Source organism: Brucella pituitosa (assembly GCF_003049685.1).
Lineage (GTDB): Bacteria > Pseudomonadota > Alphaproteobacteria > Rhizobiales > Rhizobiaceae > Brucella > Brucella pituitosa.
In genome coordinates this window covers 119,909-136,601 of record NZ_PYSY02000001.1, presented here as the reverse complement: position 1 = coordinate 136,601, position 16,693 = coordinate 119,909, and the positions used below count along the sequence as shown (strand labels likewise).

Sequence of the window (16,693 nt, the reverse complement as noted above, 5' to 3'; positions counted from 1 at the left end):
GCTTCTGTGGCGTGGTCTTCACGCCACAGAAGACAGTCTCTCAGCACCCATACGATAAGAAATCGCACCTGCAAGATGTATCCGGCTGATCTGATCCACTCCATCAAGATCAGCCAATGTGCGCGCTACTTTCAAAATGCGATGATAGGCACGTGCAGAAAAGCGCATCTGTTCGCTCGCGTCGCGTAACAGTTTTAAACCCGCAGCATCGGGTTTGGCCACGTCTTCAATCAGATTTGCCGAGCAGTAGGCGTTGGTCATGGATGCATCCAGCCCAAGTGCGGCATAGCGCGCGCTTTGCATTGCCCGCGCCCGCGCGACACGTTTGGCAACGCTTTCGCTTCGTTCGGATTGCGAGGGCTGAATGAGATCAAGAGCTGAGACAGCAGGCATGTCGACGCGCAAATCGATACGATCCAGCAACGGCCCGGAAATGCGCGCCTGATAATCGCTTTGGCAGCGTGGCCCACGTGCGCATGTGTGACCCGGCTCTCCCGCCATGCCGCAACGGCAAGGGTTCATAGCGGCAATCAACTGAAAGCGTGCGGGATAGCTTGTGCGATGATTGACGCGCGCAATCATGCATTCACCAGTTTCCAGCGGTTGTCTGAGAGAATCGAGTACCTGCGGCGAAAATTCGGGAAACTCGTCCAGAAACAAAACGCCATTATGTGCGAGCGACACCTCACCCGGTCTCGCCCTGAGCCCACCACCAACCATAGCGGCCATGGAGGCCGAATGATGCGGAGCGCGAAAAGGTCTGCGGTCAGAAAGCTTTCCACCCGATAGCTCGCCTGCAATGGATGTGATCATTGAAACATCGAGCAGTTCACGCGGGCTGAGTTTTGGCAGAATGGACGGCAGTCGCTGCGCCAACATGGATTTTCCCGATCCCGGTGGCCCGACCAGAAGCAGATTGTGATTTCCGGCAGCAGCTATCTCAAGCGCCCGCCTGGCAGTTTCCTGTCCCTTGATATCGGCAAGATCCGGCAGCATTTCGCTTGATACGCGCATGGAAGGATCAGGCGGCGTCAGCACCTGTGTTCCGCGAAAGTGGTTGGCGAGGGCAATCAGGCTGCGTGGTGCAAGAATATCGACATTGGCCCCTGCCCATGCAGCTTCCGGTCCGCAGGCATAGGGACAGATCAGACCCTTGTCTTCACGATTGGCACCAATTGCGGCTGGCAATACACCCGCAACAGCCGTGATGGAACCATCAAGCGAAAGCTCTCCCAAAACCAGATAGGACTGTATGGCGTCTATCGGGATAGCACCGATTGCCGCCATCAACCCAACGGCAATCGGCAGATCGTAATGCGAGCCTTCTTTCGGCAGGTCGGCCGGAGCCAGATTGACCGTGACCCGCTTGGTCGGCATGGAAAGGCCGGAAGCATGGAGTGCTGCCTGTACACGCTCCCGGCTTTCGGCCACAGCTTTATCAGGCAGACCGACAATCGACATGCCCATCTTGCCTGGCGCCACCATCACCTGCACATCGACAGGCACCGCCTCTATACCCTGAAAGGCGACTGTCCCCACGCGCGCTACCATATGCCCCCACACAACACGCAACTCACCTAAAAGATGAGTAGACACTTAAATACAACCATAGGATTTAAGCATTTTCGACAGGTGCAATCAAGAGAAAGGGCCGATCTGATTGTTTCAGACCGGCCCTATGATTTTTTTCGCCGAAGAGATGCGTGTTACTTGCGCTTGGCTTCCACAGCGTCCCAGAACAGGGCGGCGATATTGGTGCCGTCGAAGCGCTCAATCTCTCGAATACCAGTTGGCGAGGTCACATTGATCTCGGTCATGTAATCGCCAATCACGTCGATACCGACGAGGATGAAGCCGCGCTCTTTGAGCGATGGTCCGATGCGGGCACAGATTTCCTGTTCGCGCGCAGTCAGCTTGCTTTGTTCTGCACGGCCACCGACATGCATGTTGGAACGCGCATCGGTTTCCGAAGGCACGCGATTGATCGCACCCACCGGCTCGCCGTCGATGAGGATAATGCGCTTGTCGCCTGCGCGCACATCTTTGAGATAACGCTGCGCAATGAACGGCTCCCTGAAGAGCTGGCCGAACATTTCCAAAAGCGATGTCAGATTGCGGTCGCCATCAGCCAGATGGAACACGCCGGCACCGCCATTGCCGTAGAGCGGCTTCAGGATGATATCACCAAACTCGCGGCGGAACTCCAGAACCTCCTGCGGATCCTTGGTGATCAGCGTTTCGGGCATCAAGTCGGGGAATTCGGTGACGAAGATCTTTTCCGGGCTGTTGCGGACCCATGCCGGATCGTTCACCACCAGCGTCTTTGGATGAATACGCTCCAGAAGATGCGTTGTGGTGATGTAATTCATGTCGAACGGCGGGTCCTGACGCAGCAGAACCACATCCATTTCCGTCATGTCGCGACGCACCGGCTCACCCAGCGTGTAGTGATCACCCTTGATGTCGCGGACTTCCAGTTTTTCGACGCGAGCCGAAACAACGCCATCGCGCATGGAGAGGCGGTCCGGCGTGTAATGATACAGCTCATGGCCGCGCTTCTGAGCTTCAAGCGACAGAGCAAAAGTGGTGTCACCCGTAATATTGACCGTGCTGATATGGTCCATCTGGACCGCAACTTTTAGCGACATGATTTCCTCGCGATTCTCAGTTGCCGGAACTTAAAACGGAATTTGTATGCAACATAGCCCTTTCTGCTTACACAAATATTTGTAGCTGGATCGCGGCCCTGCCCTTCATTATGTTGAAACGGCAAAGCCCGGGAGGAACAGGTGAGCGTAGTCAACACAACCATATTTGCCGAACATATCGCAGAACTGGGGGAAGGTCCGGGCTATGATCAGCTGACCGGTCAGTGCTGGTGGTTCGATATTCTGGGCCAAAGGCTGATCGAGAAAGACGATAGCGGTGAAATCCGCACGCATGATCTCGGCATGAAAGCCAGCGCACTTGCGGTTATCGATCGTGAGCGGCAGTTGATAGTCAGCGAGCACGGGCTTTTTGTGCGCGAGCGCGCCAATGGACGTCTGACGCTGCACCATCCGCTCGAAGCCGATAACGACGCCACGCGCTCCAATGATGCCCGTGTGCACCCATCCGGTTCCTTCTGGATCGGCACGATGGGCAAAAAAGCGGAACCGGATGCAGGTTCGATCTGGTGGTATCGCGAGGGGCAAGTCAAAAAGCTTTTCTCTGGCATCACGATCACCAATTCCATCTGTTTTTCGCCAGATGGCAAGATCGCTTATTTTGCAGATACCGACCGTAACATCATCTGGCGCGTCGACACGGATCCCGAAACCGGCCTGCCGACATCGGAGAAAAGCGTCTTTCACCATCGTGTCGAAGATGGCGGTGTTGATGGCTCGGTGGTGGATGCAGAAGGAACACTGTGGAATGCTTGCTGGGGTGGCAGTGCGCTGAACGCTTATTCGCCGCACGGGCGTCTCTTACGCTCAATCAAACTGCCCGTTACCCAGCCAACCTGCCCGGCTTTCATTGGTGCCGACGCCTCTGTCCTGATTGTCACCAGTGCACATGAAGGCATGAATGAAAATGCCCGCAATGCGGATCCGCATGCGGGCAAGGTCATATTGCTTGATCTGTCTGTCGCGGGCCGTCACGACCCGCCAGTAAGATTATAATCAGGCGACGCCTTCAACGATAACGATTTCGCCATCTGCTACAGTCTGGCGGATGGCTTTTGCTGCCTGATATTCCGGCGAATTGTAGCAATCAAGCGCGTGCTGCATGGTTTCAAATTCGATGATGACGTTGCGGGCGCGGCCCGGTCCTTCGACGGCTTCGGCTTTGCCACCGCGTGCAATGAACTTCGCACCATAGCGCTCGAAAGCAGGCGTAGCGGTCGAAACATAATCCTTGTAACGCTCCGTATCACGGGCATCCACACGGGCGATCCAATAAGCTTTGGTCATTAGGTCCTCCTCAGAAATCGATTAGAGCGCCGGGCGTCCTATTGGACGCCCAAAGGTCGCTCTAACCCTTTAAAATCAGAGCATAATTTTACCTTAAACTGATCCAAGTTTAAGGAATTATGCTCTAGGCAACCGAGCGCATTTCTTCGAGAATGGCAAGGGCCGAAGCCCTGCGATCCTGAGCTCCGACAATTGGTCGCGCAACAACGAGATGGCTTGCACCGGCTTTCAGCGCATCGGCGGGCGTCATCACGCGCTTCTGGTCGCCCTTCTCGGCTCCCGCCGGACGAATACCAGGCGTTACAACTGCCATATCGGGACCGATTGCCTGACGGATGGCGTAAGCTTCAGCAGCCGATGCTACAATCCCGCCCATGCCAGCCTCACGCGCCTGCTGTGCCCGCTTGAGCACCAGCGCTTCCGGCGTATCGGAATAGCCCGCTTCTTTGAGATCAGCATCATCCATAGAGGTCAGAACCGTCACACCCAGCAGGCAAAGATCAGACCCTTTGGCCGCTTCCACAGCCGAGCGCATGGCTTTTGGATAAGCGTGGAGGGTGAGCATGGAAACGCCCATCTTCGCGACATTCTCCACGCCCTTGGCGATGGTGTTGTCTATGTCGAGGAGTTTCATGTCGAGGAAGACTTTTTTCTTGGTCGCAATCAGGCTCTTTGCAAAATCGAGACCGCCCGCAAACACCAGCTGATAGCCGATCTTGTAGAACGTGACAGCATCGCCCAGTTCTTCGACCACTTTTTCTGCTTCAGCAACGGTTGGCACGTCGAGGCCCACGATCAGCTGATCGCGCAAATCTTTCGTCGTCATGGAAATCTCCGCTGTGATTTTTGTTTTACAGCATCGGCCCAAAAATCGGAACCGATTTTTGGAAAGCACGATGCGTGGATCAAATAGATTAGAGCGTCCTTTGTGCGTCCAGTTGGACGCACCGCGCTCTAGTCGCACAACAGGGCGCGGTACGAAAGATACCGCGCCCTGAAATGTGCAGATAATGCTGACTTATCAGCGTCCCGGATTGACCGAATGTTTGATAAGGCTCGCACAAACAGCGCTCAGCATTTTGGCGTGACGCTCGTTCCTGAGTGTACCATCATCATTGAAAGCGTCGGCCGCACCACCAACCGAGCATTGCTCTGTCACAATCTGCGTGCCGCAATTCATCAGAACAGCGCGCAAGTGATAAAGCCCGCGCATACCGGCAAAGGCACCGTTGGAAGTCGAGCAAAGCCCAACCGTCAAACCCGCATAAGGCCTAAACGGCTTGTCACCATCCCTGGAAATGCGGCTGACCCAATCAACTGTATTTTTAAGCAGCGGCGGGATCGACGCATTATATTCCGGCGAACAGATCATCAGCCCGTCATGCCCGGCAAAGAGTCGGGCAAGCTTCATGGCATTTTCAGGAATACCCTCTTCGGCTTCCAGATCTTCATTCATGATTGGAAGCTGATAATCGGCCAGCGTTATGCGCATGACCTTCGCACCCTGTCGCGTGAGTTCTTTTTCGGCTGCATCGGCCATCTGTCCCGAAAATGCACCCGTGCGGATAGAACCCGCAAAAACGAGAATTCGTGCAGTCATTGTTACTCCAGTTATCAGGCAAGCGGGCTGCGATAGACCCAGAGCTGCGCAGGCGGTACGTTGCGCACGACAAAATCATAATGCTGCACAATGTAATTGCCCTTGCCTGCCGGAACCGGTGGACGCGGACCATAAGTGATCTGGATCAAAGGACGACCGCGCGGCATACGCAACAACAGGCTCTCCATCAGCTGAATGCGGCTTTCCATCGGAAAGTTCAGCATGGGAACAGCGGAAACGATGCTGTCGAATTTCTGATCTTTCATGTCGCCAAGCGCCTGATCGAGATCGAATACGTCTCCCTGAATGATGTTCACGTCAGGAAAAGTCCGGTCAAGATGATCGACAAAGTCAGATGAGTATTCAACGCAGTAGAGATCGGACGGCTTCACACCATGGGCGAGAATGGCTTTAGTAATGACGCCTGTGCCTGGTCCGAGTTCTAAAACAGGCAGTCCTGATTTCGTATCGATGACACTCGCCATGCGTCGCGCCGTAATCGAACTTGTCGGCAATATCGCGCCGACCGCTTTTGGTCCGTCTATCCAACCTTTGAAAAAACGGATTTCTTCATCGAACTTAGCGGCCAGTTTCCTGCCGAGCTGCCCTGCCATTCTTCACTGCTCCCATTGTCGTTATCAGGCAAGTTTATGCCGCATTGGAGTATTTAGGCAAGGCAACATTAAGGAATGTATTAAAAAAAGGGAGCCAAACGGCTCCCTTCTTTCACTCACCTATGCCTTCGAAAAACTCCTTCATCCGCGAGAAGAAGCCTGCCGATTTCGGGCTGTTCTCCTTGGACGAGAGTTGTTCAAATTCCTCAAGCAACTCACGCTGGCGTTTGGACAGGTTCTGCGGTGTCTCAATATCGATCTGGATATAGAGATCGCCCACTGCCTGCTGGCGCAAAACCGGCATGCCTTTGCCCTTGAGGCGGAACTGTTTGGCATTCTGGGTGCCTTCGGGCACCTTCACACGCGTCTGGGTGCTGTCGAGCGTGGAGACTTCAAAATCTCCGCCCAGTGCCGCCGTGGTCATCGAGATCGGCACTTTGCAGTAAAGATCAGCGCCATCACGCTGGAAAAACTCATGTGGTTTGACCGACAGGAAAATGTACAGATCGCCCGATGGGCCACCCCGCGTTCCGGCTTCACCTTCGCCTGCGAGACGAATACGCGTGCCGTCTTCAATACCAGCCGGAATATTGACTGATAGCGAGCGCTCCTGCGTCACACGGCCCTGACCGTGACACTTGCCGCAAGGGTCCTTGATGATCTGACCGCGACCGTTACAAGTTGGGCAGGTGCGCTCTACAGAGAAGAACCCCTGCGCAGCACGTACACGACCCGCACCCGAACACATGGTACAAGTGGTCGGCTGCGAACCGGCCTTAGCGCCCGAACCCGAGCATTCATCACAGGTCATGGATGTCGGCACACGGATCTGTGCGGCCTTGCCGGAATAGGCTTCCTCAAGGGTGACTTCCATATTGTAGCGCAGATCGGCGCCGCGTTCGCGTCCGCCATTGGAGCGACGGCGACCGCCACCCATCATCTCGCCAAAAATATCTTCGAAAATATCGGCAAAACCACCGGCTCCACCGAAACCGCCGCCACCACCAAAACCATTGCCCATGCCGCCATTTTCAAAGGCTGCATGACCGAAACGGTCGTAGGCTGCGCGCTTTTGCGGGTCTTTCAGCGTTTCATAGGCTTCGCCGATTTCCTTGAACTTGCGCTCTGCATCCGGATTATTCGGATTGCGATCCGGATGGTACTCCATGGCGAGCTTGCGAAAGGCGGTTTTGAGCACCTTATCGTCTGCAGTTCGCTCCACACCCAGAGCTTCGTAATAATCGATCTTCATAGTTCGTTATCCCGACGGCTGGATCGCATCCATTTTCCGGATTGCGTCTCCACGGTCCCATTTTTCGCAAAGCGGCCTCTGAATGACCTGTCTGCTGGACTGTTTTTATTTTTGTCCGTCCGGTGCAACCGTCCCGAAAGGCCGCAAAGGCCCGGGAATGACCCGGGCTTAAGCTTTACGGACAAGGCTTACGACTTTTTCTTGTCGTCGTCGATTTCTTCGTAATCGGCGTCTACGACATCGTCGTTGGAAGAAGCATGCTCACCACCTTCAGCGCCACCTTCTTCAGCAGCCTGTGCTGCTTCATACATGGCCTGTCCGAGCTTCATCGAAGCTTCGGCAAGTGTCTGCGTCTTCGCCTTGATATCTTCAGCATCGTCGCCTTCAAGCGAGGTCTTCAGCGCTGCGATTGCGCCTTCAATTGCCTGCTTGTCTTCGGCCGAAACCTTGTCACCATATTCCTTCAACGACTTTTCAGACGAATGAAGCAGGCTCTCACCCTGGTTCTTGGCTTCAACCGCATCGCGGCGCTGCTTGTCGGCTTCAGCATTTGCTTCAGCGTCCTTGACCATCTTTTCGATGTCAGCATCCGAAAGACCACCCGATGCCTGAATGCGGATCTGGTGTTCCTTGCCTGTGCCCTTGTCCTTTGCGGACACGTTCACGATACCGTTGGCGTCGATGTCGAAGGTCACTTCGATCTGTGGAACGCCACGCGGTGCCGGCGGAATGCCAACGAGGTCGAACTGGCCGAGGATCTTGTTGTCGGCAGCCATTTCACGCTCGCCCTGGAACACGCGGATCGTCACGGCCGACTGATTGTCTTCAGCGGTCGAGAAGGTCTGCGACTTCTTGGTCGGGATCGTCGTGTTGCGTTCGATCAGGCGGGTGAACACGCCACCGAGCGTTTCAATGCCGAGCGAAAGCGGGGTCACGTCGAGCAGCAGAACGTCCTTGACGTCGCCCTGCAGAACGCCGCCCTGAATTGCTGCGCCCATGGCAACAACTTCGTCCGGGTTCACGCCCTTGTGTGGTTCCTTGCCGAAGAAAGCCTTAACGACTTCCTGAATCTTCGGCATACGGGTCATACCGCCAACCAGAACCACTTCATCGATATCACCAGCCTTCAGGCCTGCATCGCGAAGAGCTGCCTTGCATGGCTCGACCGTGCGCTGAACGAGGTCGTCAACAAGGCTTTCAAACTTCGAACGCGAAAGCTTGATTGCAAGGTGCTTAGGACCGGTCTGGTCAGCCGTGATGAATGGCAGGTTGATTTCGGTCTGCTGAGCGGACGAAAGCTCGATCTTGGCTTTTTCGGCAGCTTCCTTGAGGCGCTGCAGAGCAAGCTTGTCTTTCTTAAGATCGATGCCCTGTTCCTTCTTGAACTCGGCAACCAGATATTCGACCAGACGCATGTCAAAGTCTTCACCGCCGAGGAACGTGTCACCGTTGGTGGACTTCACTTCAAACACGCCGTCACCGATTTCGAGAACCGAAACGTCGAACGTGCCGCCGCCAAGATCGTAAACAGCAATCGTCTTGCCTTCGCTCTTGTCGAGACCATAAGCAAGAGCTGCAGCAGTTGGTTCGTTGATGATACGCAGAACTTCAAGACCAGCGATCTTGCCGGCATCCTTGGTTGCCTGACGCTGGGCATCGTTGAAGTATGCCGGAACCGTAATAACGGCCTGGGTAACAGTTTCACCCAGATAGGATTCAGCGGTTTCCTTCATCTTCTGAAGGATCATCGCAGAAACCTGCGATGGCGAATATTTCTTGCCGTGGGTTTCTACCCAAGCATCGCCATTGTCACCCTTGACGATCTTGTAAGGCACAAGATCCTTGTCCTTGGTGACCATTGGGTCATCAAAGCGGCGGCCAATAAGGCGCTTTACGGCAAACAGGGTGCCTTCAGGGTTAGTGACAGCCTGACGCTTCGCAGGCTGACCAGCGAGGCGTTCGTCACTTTCGCTGAAAGCGATGATCGAAGGCGTCGTGCGAGCACCTTCAGCATTTTCGATGACCTTCGCGTTTTTTCCGTCCATGACGGCAACGCAGGAGTTGGTCGTTCCCAGATCGATACCAATAACTTTAGCCATATTTCTCTCCATTCAGCAAACCGCCAGGACCTCTACCGAGCGTTCCATAAGCGGCTCCTATCGATTTCACAATGCTTGCTTCAAGGTTGCGGTACGGAAGATCACCATTGATCAACCGGGCCTGTCATCAAAGCCTCGTGCGTGGCGTATATAAGAAAGGCTCTTTTTCACTGCAAGTCACAACCTGTAAGGCATCGAAAGATTCCTGCCTGTCAAACTTTACAGCCTCTTCAGACATTCACGAAGCCGTCGCTTTTACCAGCACGATAAATCGCATCGATGAATTTCTGATTTGCCTTCGAGTTTTCCAGAGAAAACAGCATCACACCTTCACCTTTCGTGGCACGCACGAAGTTTTCGGCCTGAAGCTGGTAGTGGTTTGTATCGGAGAACGACCATTCGGTCGCTTCCGTATGCCCACCATTATAGAGCGTAATGCGGCCATGACCATATTTGCCAGTATTAAATGGTGCATGAACTTCGATAAAGCCCTTGTCGCCGTGGAAAACCATGGTCTGGCGGGCGCCAAGCTGGGTTGCGACATAGAAAGTCAGGTCGAAACCATCGAATCGCGCCGACACATTGGCATAGCGATCGGTGCCGAACTTCGGATCGAACTCAACTGAGGCCTGAACCGAAAGTGGCTCTTTTCCGGTCACCATGCGCGTCACCACGGTCGGATACACGCCGATATCCGGCAGCGCACCGCCGCCAAGCTCCGGCTGATTGCGCATATTGCCCGGATCATTGTTGAAATAGCTGAATGCGCCCTGCACATGACGCAGAGTGCCAATTGCACCTTCTTGCAGAAGAAAACGCAGCTTGATCCATTGTGGATGGTAATAGACCATGAAGGCTTCGGCGACCGTAACCTTATGCTTGTCGCGCGCGGCAATCAGCTGATCGATATCGTCGGCCTTCAACGCAATCGGCTTTTCACAAAGCACATGCTTGCCAGCCTGCGCCGCTTTCAGTGTCCATTCAATATGCTGCGAGGTCGGCAGCGGAATATAAACGCCATCCACTTCGTCACTCGCCAGCAGTTCTTCATAGGAACCGAAGGCGAGCGGCGCGCCAAAACGGTCAGCAACAGCGCGAGCGCGAGCATGATCGCGGCTGGCAATCGCATGAACCACACCATTGTCAGAAGCACTGAGCGCCGGAATGACCTGCGTGACACCAATCTTGGCGGTGGAAAGAATACCCCAACGAAACATGCTATTCCCTTCTTCCAAACTTTGCCTGGTCTCGTGCTTTCAAGCAGAGTTCCAGTAGGCGCAACGCGCCTCAGCATCATATTTTGTGGCTATCGATGGCACGATTAATGCCGAATATGAAACAAAAAATTCGCATCACCGAAGCGTTCCAATGAGGTTCGGCAGAACGAAATGCCTTACGCTCCCATAAAACGGTGTTGCATCTCATAAGATCCGCGAAAGAAATCGATGAATGCGCGCAGAGCGGGCCGCATCTGGCGGCGGCTTGGGTAATAAAGATAAAGGCCCGCAAAAGGCTGGCACCAATCTTCCAGCACTCTGACCAGACGTCCGTCCTCCAGCGCATCGCGAACGTAGTCTTCGAACAGATAGGCAAGACCGGCGCCGTTGAGAATGGCATCGAGAATCAGCCTGTCATCATTGAGGATGAGTGGGCCGTTGATGGCAACTTCCAGCTCCTCACCCGCTTTTTCAAACTCCCAGCGATAGATACGCCCACTGGCAAAGCGATGACGCACACAGTGATGCTGCATCAGATCATTGGGATGTTCGGGGATGGCTACTGTTGCAAGATAGGAGGGCGACGCCACGATTGCCGCACGCAGATCACCGGTAAGACGGGCGCAGATCATATCCGCTTCGAGACTTTCACCGAGCCGCATTCCCGCATCAAAACCCGCCGATACAATATCGGTGAAAGCGCTTTCGACTGTCAGATCAAGCGTGATATCCGGATAGGCTTCAGCAAATTCACCAAGCCGCGGTGCAATGACAAACTGTGCAGCGATGTGTGGCATCGTAATTCTCAGCGTGCCCGCCGGGCGCTCGCGTGCTTCAATCGCAGCTCCCAGCGCCTGATGAATTTCCTCAAGCGCAGGCGCGAGCCGTTCCAGTAACTGTCGTCCGGCATCGGTGGGCGCCACGCTGCGCGTGGTGCGCGACAAAAGCCGAATACCAAGACTGTCTTCAAGGGCTGCAACAGCATGACTGACTGCGGATGGCGCAATTGACAATTCTCTCGCCGCACCGCGAAAACTGCCATGGGCTGCAACTGCGGCCAGAACGGCCAGTTGGGAAAGCTGATTTCGATTCATTGTTCTAAAATATAGAATAACCCGTGAAAATAAATCGGTATTATCGAACACGGATTCAGGGCGTAGTTTTCGCCTCACCGGACGCCCCTTCAGTTCCCCCCTTGCCTCCCGGGGTTTCCGCGCTTTGTTCTGCTGGAATGAGCAGACATTCAGATTTCAGAACTCGTCCCGAAAGGAATACCGATGAAAACGCGCAAGCTTGGCCAGGAATTGACTGTCTCCGCAATCGGCCTTGGCTGCATGGGCATGAGCTATGCCTATGGCGGACAGGAAGAACAGGATGCCATCCGCACATTGCACCGTGCTTTTGATCTCGGCATCACATTCTTCGATACGGCTGAAGTTTATGGCCCCTATGAGAATGAAAAGCTTTTGGGCAAGGCGCTCAAGCCATTTCGTGACAAAGTAACCATCGCCACGAAGTTCGGCTTCAAGATCGAAGATGGCAAGCCGGTTGGCGTGGACAGTCGCCCCGAAAATATCCGCGCCGTGGCGGAAGCCTCTTTGAAGCGCCTCGATATCGAAACGATTGATCTCTTTTATCAGCACCGTGTCGATCCGACTGTTCCGATCGAAGATGTGATCGGCACGATGAAAGACCTGATCAATGAGGGTAAAATCCGCACCATCGGCCTCTCCGAAGCAGGTGTAAAGACAATCCGCCGTGCGCATGCAGTCCACCCGATTGCAGCTCTTCAGAACGAATATTCCCTCTGGACGCGTGATCCGGAACAGGGTGTTCTGGCACTATGTGCCGAGCTCGGCATCGGTTTCGTGCCCTATAGCCCGCTCGGTCGCGGCATGCTGACAGGACAGGTGCGCTCGCAATCCGATCTGGCAGAGGGCGATTTCCGCAAGACGCTTCCGCGCTTCCAGCCGGGCAACCTCGAAGCCAATAACAAGCAGGTCGATCTGATTGCCGAGATCGCGCGCGAAAAGCAGGTGACACCGGCGCAGCTGGCGCTCGCCTGGGTACTCAATCAGGGCGATTTCATTGTGCCCATCCCCGGTGCCCGCAAGGTCCACCATCTGGAAGACAATGCAAAAGCAGTCAATGTGACATTGACCACCGAAGAACTTGAACGGCTGAACACGCTTTTCGATTCTGAGAAGATTGCAGGCAAACGTTATACCGAGGCCTCGCTCGCCATGACCGGGCTTTAAAACAAATATTTAGAGCGCCGATCCGATCCAATCAGATCGAAACGCGCTCTAAGAACACAGACCTTTGCAAAGAAAGGCGGGGATGGTTCCCGCCTTTCTTTCATATATCTGTGAACCGACGCGAACGCGCTGAGGCATCCCCATAAAGTAGAAAAATCTAATAAAACTTGTCATTCTGACACGCGCATGCTCTTTGCCCGCCATGAAAACGGGAACCATAACGAGAGTACCTGGCATATTTACCATCGCCGACGCTGTCATTGAATGAGGGAAAACCACATGAAACGCTTCTCGCCTCGTGCGATCCTGTTCACGCTTCTGGCAGTCATTCTGCCAACCGCCGCTTTTGCGCAATCTGCCGAAGAGGTCGATCCGAATGCTGCGATTGAAAAGATGAACGCCTATGTTTCGCTTCTCAACCGAACCATTCGTGCCTCGGAATCGCTCGACCGTTACGACAGCTGGGTCGATATGAAGAAGGGCCCAACAGGCAAGGAACGCAACGTCTACGGTCTTTACTCGCTCTATGATGTGCGCAGTGAGATCGAAGCAGCGGAAGCCGCCACCACCGCAGAGCCCAAGCTGCCTGCTCTCGACGAGGCAATGGTGAGCTACATTGCGATCTATCAGAAGCTTGCGCCGGTGATCGAGAAGGCCAGCAAATACTACGACCGCAAGGACTATAAGTCCGACAAATATGCGGGTGCCAAGGAGTTCCACAAACAGATAGCCGAGTATGCGCCGGAATTTACCAAAGAACGCAAGCTCGTCGATGCATTGCTGAGCGAAGAAAAGAGCAAGGTCGATCTGGCAGAGCTCGATGCGCTTGAGAAGGCCGAAGGCAAGAAAGCCAGCTGGCATGTGCGCAATGTCATGATCCGCGCCAATGCTCTGGTTGAACTGCTGCCGGAAAACGAAAAGCCGGTCGTCGATATGGATGCTTTCGGCAAAGCCATGGATTCCTATGCAGCCGCCGTCCGTGAAATGGACGACTATGCAACTGAACATCCAAACTCATTCCACGTCTTTGAATCCCGTCCGGCAAGCCTGCTGGGCAAGCTGCGCGACTTCCAGGAAAAGCTGGAGAAGACAAAAGGTGATGCACGCAAAGGCGGTGCTGCCTCTGATCTTCAGTGGATCGTGAATGACTACAACATGATGGTCTCGACATCGCAGAGCGCGACGCTGTTCTCGAAGGACTAATCCCCTTCCAGTACAATCTGCCTCAGAGGCTGAAAAGCCCGGCTCGAAGCCGGGCTTTTTATTTGTCTTTAACCGCGAAGGACGCCACCAGTCTGCTTGGCGACACTTGCAATCACCTGCTTCGACAAGGCTTCGAGATCCTCATCGGTCAGCGTACGGTCCTGCGGCTGCAACAGCACTTCAACCGCAATCGACTTCTTGCCTTCACCAAGCGATGCGCCTGTGAACACGTCAAAGACCTGCACACCAGCAATCAGCTTCTTGTCAGCCGATGATACGGCCTTCATGACGCTACCTGCTTCGACACTTGCATCCACGACAAACGCATAGTCACGCTTGAGGCTCTGGAACTGCGAGAGGCTCAGAGCAGGCTTGGTGCGGGTTGCCTTTGCCTTCGGCTCAGGGATCGCGTCGATATAGACTTCGAAGCCGCAGAGCGCGCCCGACACATCAAGCGCTTCCAGCGTATCCGGATGGAACTCGCCGAAAGTGCCAAGCACGACCTTAGGGCCGAGTTTCAGCGTGCCGGAACGGCCCGGATGGAACCATTCCGGGCCACCGGCTTCGATCTGAATGCGGTCAACCGGCGCACCGGCTGCTTCAAGTGCTGCCAATGCATCAGCCTTGGCATCGAAGACGCCGACGGTTGCTGCATTGCCCGACCAGAAACGACCCGAACCTTCAACGCCAGCGGTGCCGCGACGGACGCCGCCAGCCACACGACGCTGCTGCTCAGGCTTGTCGCCTTCATAGATACCCGACACTTCAAACAGTGCCGTATCACCAAAACCGCGATCTGCATTGCGCTGTGCAGCAGAAAGCAAACCAGGCAGAAGCGATGGGCGCATATCCGACATATCGGCTGCAATCGGATTCGCCAGCTTGAGTTCCGGCTTGCCGCCGCCAAAAGCTTTGGCCTGTCCTTCGGAAATGAAGGAATAGGTCACAGCTTCCATCATGCCACGCGAAGCAAGCGTGCGGCGTGCGAGACGCGTGCGGATCTGCAGCGTCGTCAGGATACGGCCATTGACCGCACCATGATTTGGCAATGGCTGTGGCGCGATCTGGTTGATACCGTGAATACGCATGACTTCTTCAACGAGGTCGGCCTTGCCTTCCACATCGCCACGCCATGACGGAACGGTCGCTTTGATGAGCTTGCCGTCGCCTTCAACGCCGAAGCCAAGTCGCTTCAGAATATCAAGCGAAGCATCATAGGCCACCTCAATGCCCGTCAGGCGCTTGACTTCCGAAACCGGGAAATCGATGACGCGTGCCTGATAAGGCTTGTAACCAACCACGTCGAGAACTGTCGGCTGACCGCCACAGAGCTCGAGCACCAGCTTGGTCGCGATTTCTGCACCCGGAACCATCATTTCCGGATCGACGCCGCGCTCAAAGCGATAGCGTGCATCGGTAACGATGCCGAGTTCGCGGCCCGTGCGTGCAATCATGCGCGGGTCCCAGAGAGCAGATTCAATCAGCACATCGACGGTGTTTTCATCACAGCCAGAATGCTCACCGCCCATGATACCGGCAATCGATTCGGGACCGTTTTCATCGGCGATCACATACATGCCCGGCTTGAACTTATATTCACGCTGGTCAAGACCGAGAATGGTTTCGCCATCCTTGGCCAGACGCACCGTGAGATTGCCTTTGACCTTGGCCGCATCAAACACATGCAGCGGACGGCCCTGATCGAACGTCACGTAATTGGTGATGTCTACCAGTGCATTAATTGGACGCAGACCAATGGCCTTGAGGCGTTGCTGCATCCATTTCGGGCTTGGACCGTTCTTCACACCCTTGACCAAGCGCAGTGCGAAGCCGGTGCAGAATGGGTTTTCGGTATCCTGATCAAGAATGACCTTAACCGGCGTTTCGCCTTCGCCCTTCGCCGCTTCCGGCAAGGTGTTCCTGAGCGTACCAAGACCAGCTGCGGCAAGATCGCGCGCGATGCCACGAATGCCAGTGCAGTCCGCACGGTTTGGCGTCAGACCGATTTCGATAATTGGATCATCGAGGCCCATATAGGCGGCGAAGCTGGTGCCGACCGGAACATCGTCGGGCAGATCAATAATGCCGTTATGTTCGTCGGAAAGTTCCAGCTCGCGCTCGGAACACATCATGCCGAAGCTTTCGACACCGCGAATCTTGCCGACCGACAGCGTGACATCAAGGCCCGGCACATAATCGCCCGGACGCCCCAGAACACCGACAAGCCCGGCCCGGGCGTTTGGTGCACCACAGACCACCTGAACCGGCTGGCCTTCGCCCGTATCGACCGAGAGAACGCGCAGCTTGTCAGCATCAGGATGCGGAACGGCAGTCAGAACCTTGGCGACCTTGAACGCCTTGAAAGCGGCGCGGTCATCGACCCCATCCACTTCCAGACCAATATCAGTAAGCTTCTCGACGATCTCAGCAAGCGTCGCATCGGTTTCAAGGTGATCCTTGAGCCAGGAAAGCGTGAATTTCATCTCTTTATTCCTTA

Annotated in this window: 14 protein-coding genes; 3 read left to right on the top strand and 11 right to left on the bottom strand. The window is 54.9% G+C overall.

What is annotated here, in order from left to right:
- Positions 1-18 precede the first annotated feature (18 nt).
- Together C9380_RS00655 and gshB are read right to left on the bottom strand one after the other, a co-directional pair.
- Positions 19-1,551 carry a YifB family Mg chelatase-like AAA ATPase gene (locus tag C9380_RS00655; RefSeq protein WP_105731168.1) on the bottom strand — a complete coding sequence of 511 codons (1,533 nt, stop codon included), beginning with the start codon at positions 1,549-1,551 and terminating at the stop codon, positions 19-21.
- Positions 1,552-1,706: 155 nt separating this feature from the next.
- Positions 1,707-2,648, bottom strand: a complete 942-nt coding sequence (gene gshB, locus C9380_RS00650; protein ID WP_128092784.1) for a glutathione synthase — start codon at positions 2,646-2,648, stop codon at positions 1,707-1,709.
- Between the two features lie 141 nt (positions 2,649-2,789).
- Here gshB and C9380_RS00645 point away from each other — a divergent pair, with 141 nt between their 5' ends.
- Entirely contained in the window at positions 2,790-3,662 is an 873-nt protein-coding gene (locus tag C9380_RS00645; protein WP_128092783.1) for an SMP-30/gluconolactonase/LRE family protein, read from the top strand.
- Here the strand turns inward: C9380_RS00645 and C9380_RS00640 are convergent, their stop codons facing one another.
- The 8 genes from C9380_RS00640 to C9380_RS00605 all read right to left on the bottom strand — a co-directional run bounded on the left by C9380_RS00640 (position 3,663) and on the right by C9380_RS00605 (position 11,829).
- Entirely contained in the window at positions 3,663-3,953 is a 291-nt protein-coding gene (locus tag C9380_RS00640; RefSeq protein WP_105705550.1) for a DUF1330 domain-containing protein, read from the bottom strand.
- A gap of 124 nt (positions 3,954-4,077) precedes the next feature.
- The gene (pyrF, locus tag C9380_RS00635; protein WP_128092782.1) at positions 4,078-4,779 is read right to left on the bottom strand and encodes an orotidine-5'-phosphate decarboxylase; all 702 of its coding nucleotides are present in this window, start codon (positions 4,777-4,779) and stop codon (positions 4,078-4,080) included.
- Positions 4,780-4,974: 195 nt separating this feature from the next.
- Positions 4,975-5,553 (bottom strand): NADPH-dependent FMN reductase, encoded by a 579-nt coding sequence (locus C9380_RS00630; RefSeq protein WP_128092781.1) that lies wholly within the window; start codon positions 5,551-5,553, stop codon positions 4,975-4,977.
- Positions 5,554-5,567: 14 nt separating this feature from the next.
- Positions 5,568-6,167 (bottom strand): phospholipid N-methyltransferase PmtA, encoded by a 600-nt coding sequence (gene pmtA, locus C9380_RS00625; RefSeq protein WP_128092780.1) that lies wholly within the window; start codon positions 6,165-6,167, stop codon positions 5,568-5,570.
- A 112-nt stretch (positions 6,168-6,279) separates the two neighbouring features.
- A complete protein-coding gene (gene dnaJ / locus C9380_RS00620) occupies positions 6,280-7,419 on the bottom strand; it encodes a molecular chaperone DnaJ (RefSeq protein ID WP_100558378.1) in 1,140 nt (379 codons plus the stop codon).
- 188 nt (positions 7,420-7,607) lie between these two features.
- Entirely contained in the window at positions 7,608-9,518 is a 1,911-nt protein-coding gene (gene dnaK, locus C9380_RS00615) for a molecular chaperone DnaK (protein ID WP_024898378.1), read from the bottom strand.
- 230 nt (positions 9,519-9,748) lie between these two features.
- On the bottom strand, positions 9,749-10,735 hold the full coding sequence (locus tag C9380_RS00610) for a Gfo/Idh/MocA family protein (RefSeq protein WP_100558379.1): 987 nt from the start codon (positions 10,733-10,735) through the stop codon (positions 9,749-9,751).
- 176 nt (positions 10,736-10,911) lie between these two features.
- Entirely contained in the window at positions 10,912-11,829 is a 918-nt protein-coding gene (locus C9380_RS00605; protein WP_024898380.1) for a LysR family transcriptional regulator, read from the bottom strand.
- Positions 11,830-12,012: 183 nt separating this feature from the next.
- On the opposite strand from C9380_RS00605, the gene C9380_RS00600 reads away from it, so the two are divergent.
- A complete protein-coding gene (locus tag C9380_RS00600) occupies positions 12,013-12,993 on the top strand; it encodes an aldo/keto reductase (RefSeq protein ID WP_128092779.1) in 981 nt (326 codons plus the stop codon).
- A 279-nt stretch (positions 12,994-13,272) separates the two neighbouring features.
- Entirely contained in the window at positions 13,273-14,196 is a 924-nt protein-coding gene (locus C9380_RS00595; protein ID WP_128092778.1) for a YiiG family protein, read from the top strand.
- 68 nt (positions 14,197-14,264) lie between these two features.
- On the opposite strand, the gene pheT is transcribed toward C9380_RS00595, so the two are convergent.
- Entirely contained in the window at positions 14,265-16,679 is a 2,415-nt protein-coding gene (gene pheT / locus C9380_RS00590; RefSeq protein WP_128092777.1) for a phenylalanine--tRNA ligase subunit beta, read from the bottom strand.
- Positions 16,680-16,693: the final 14 nt, after the last annotated feature.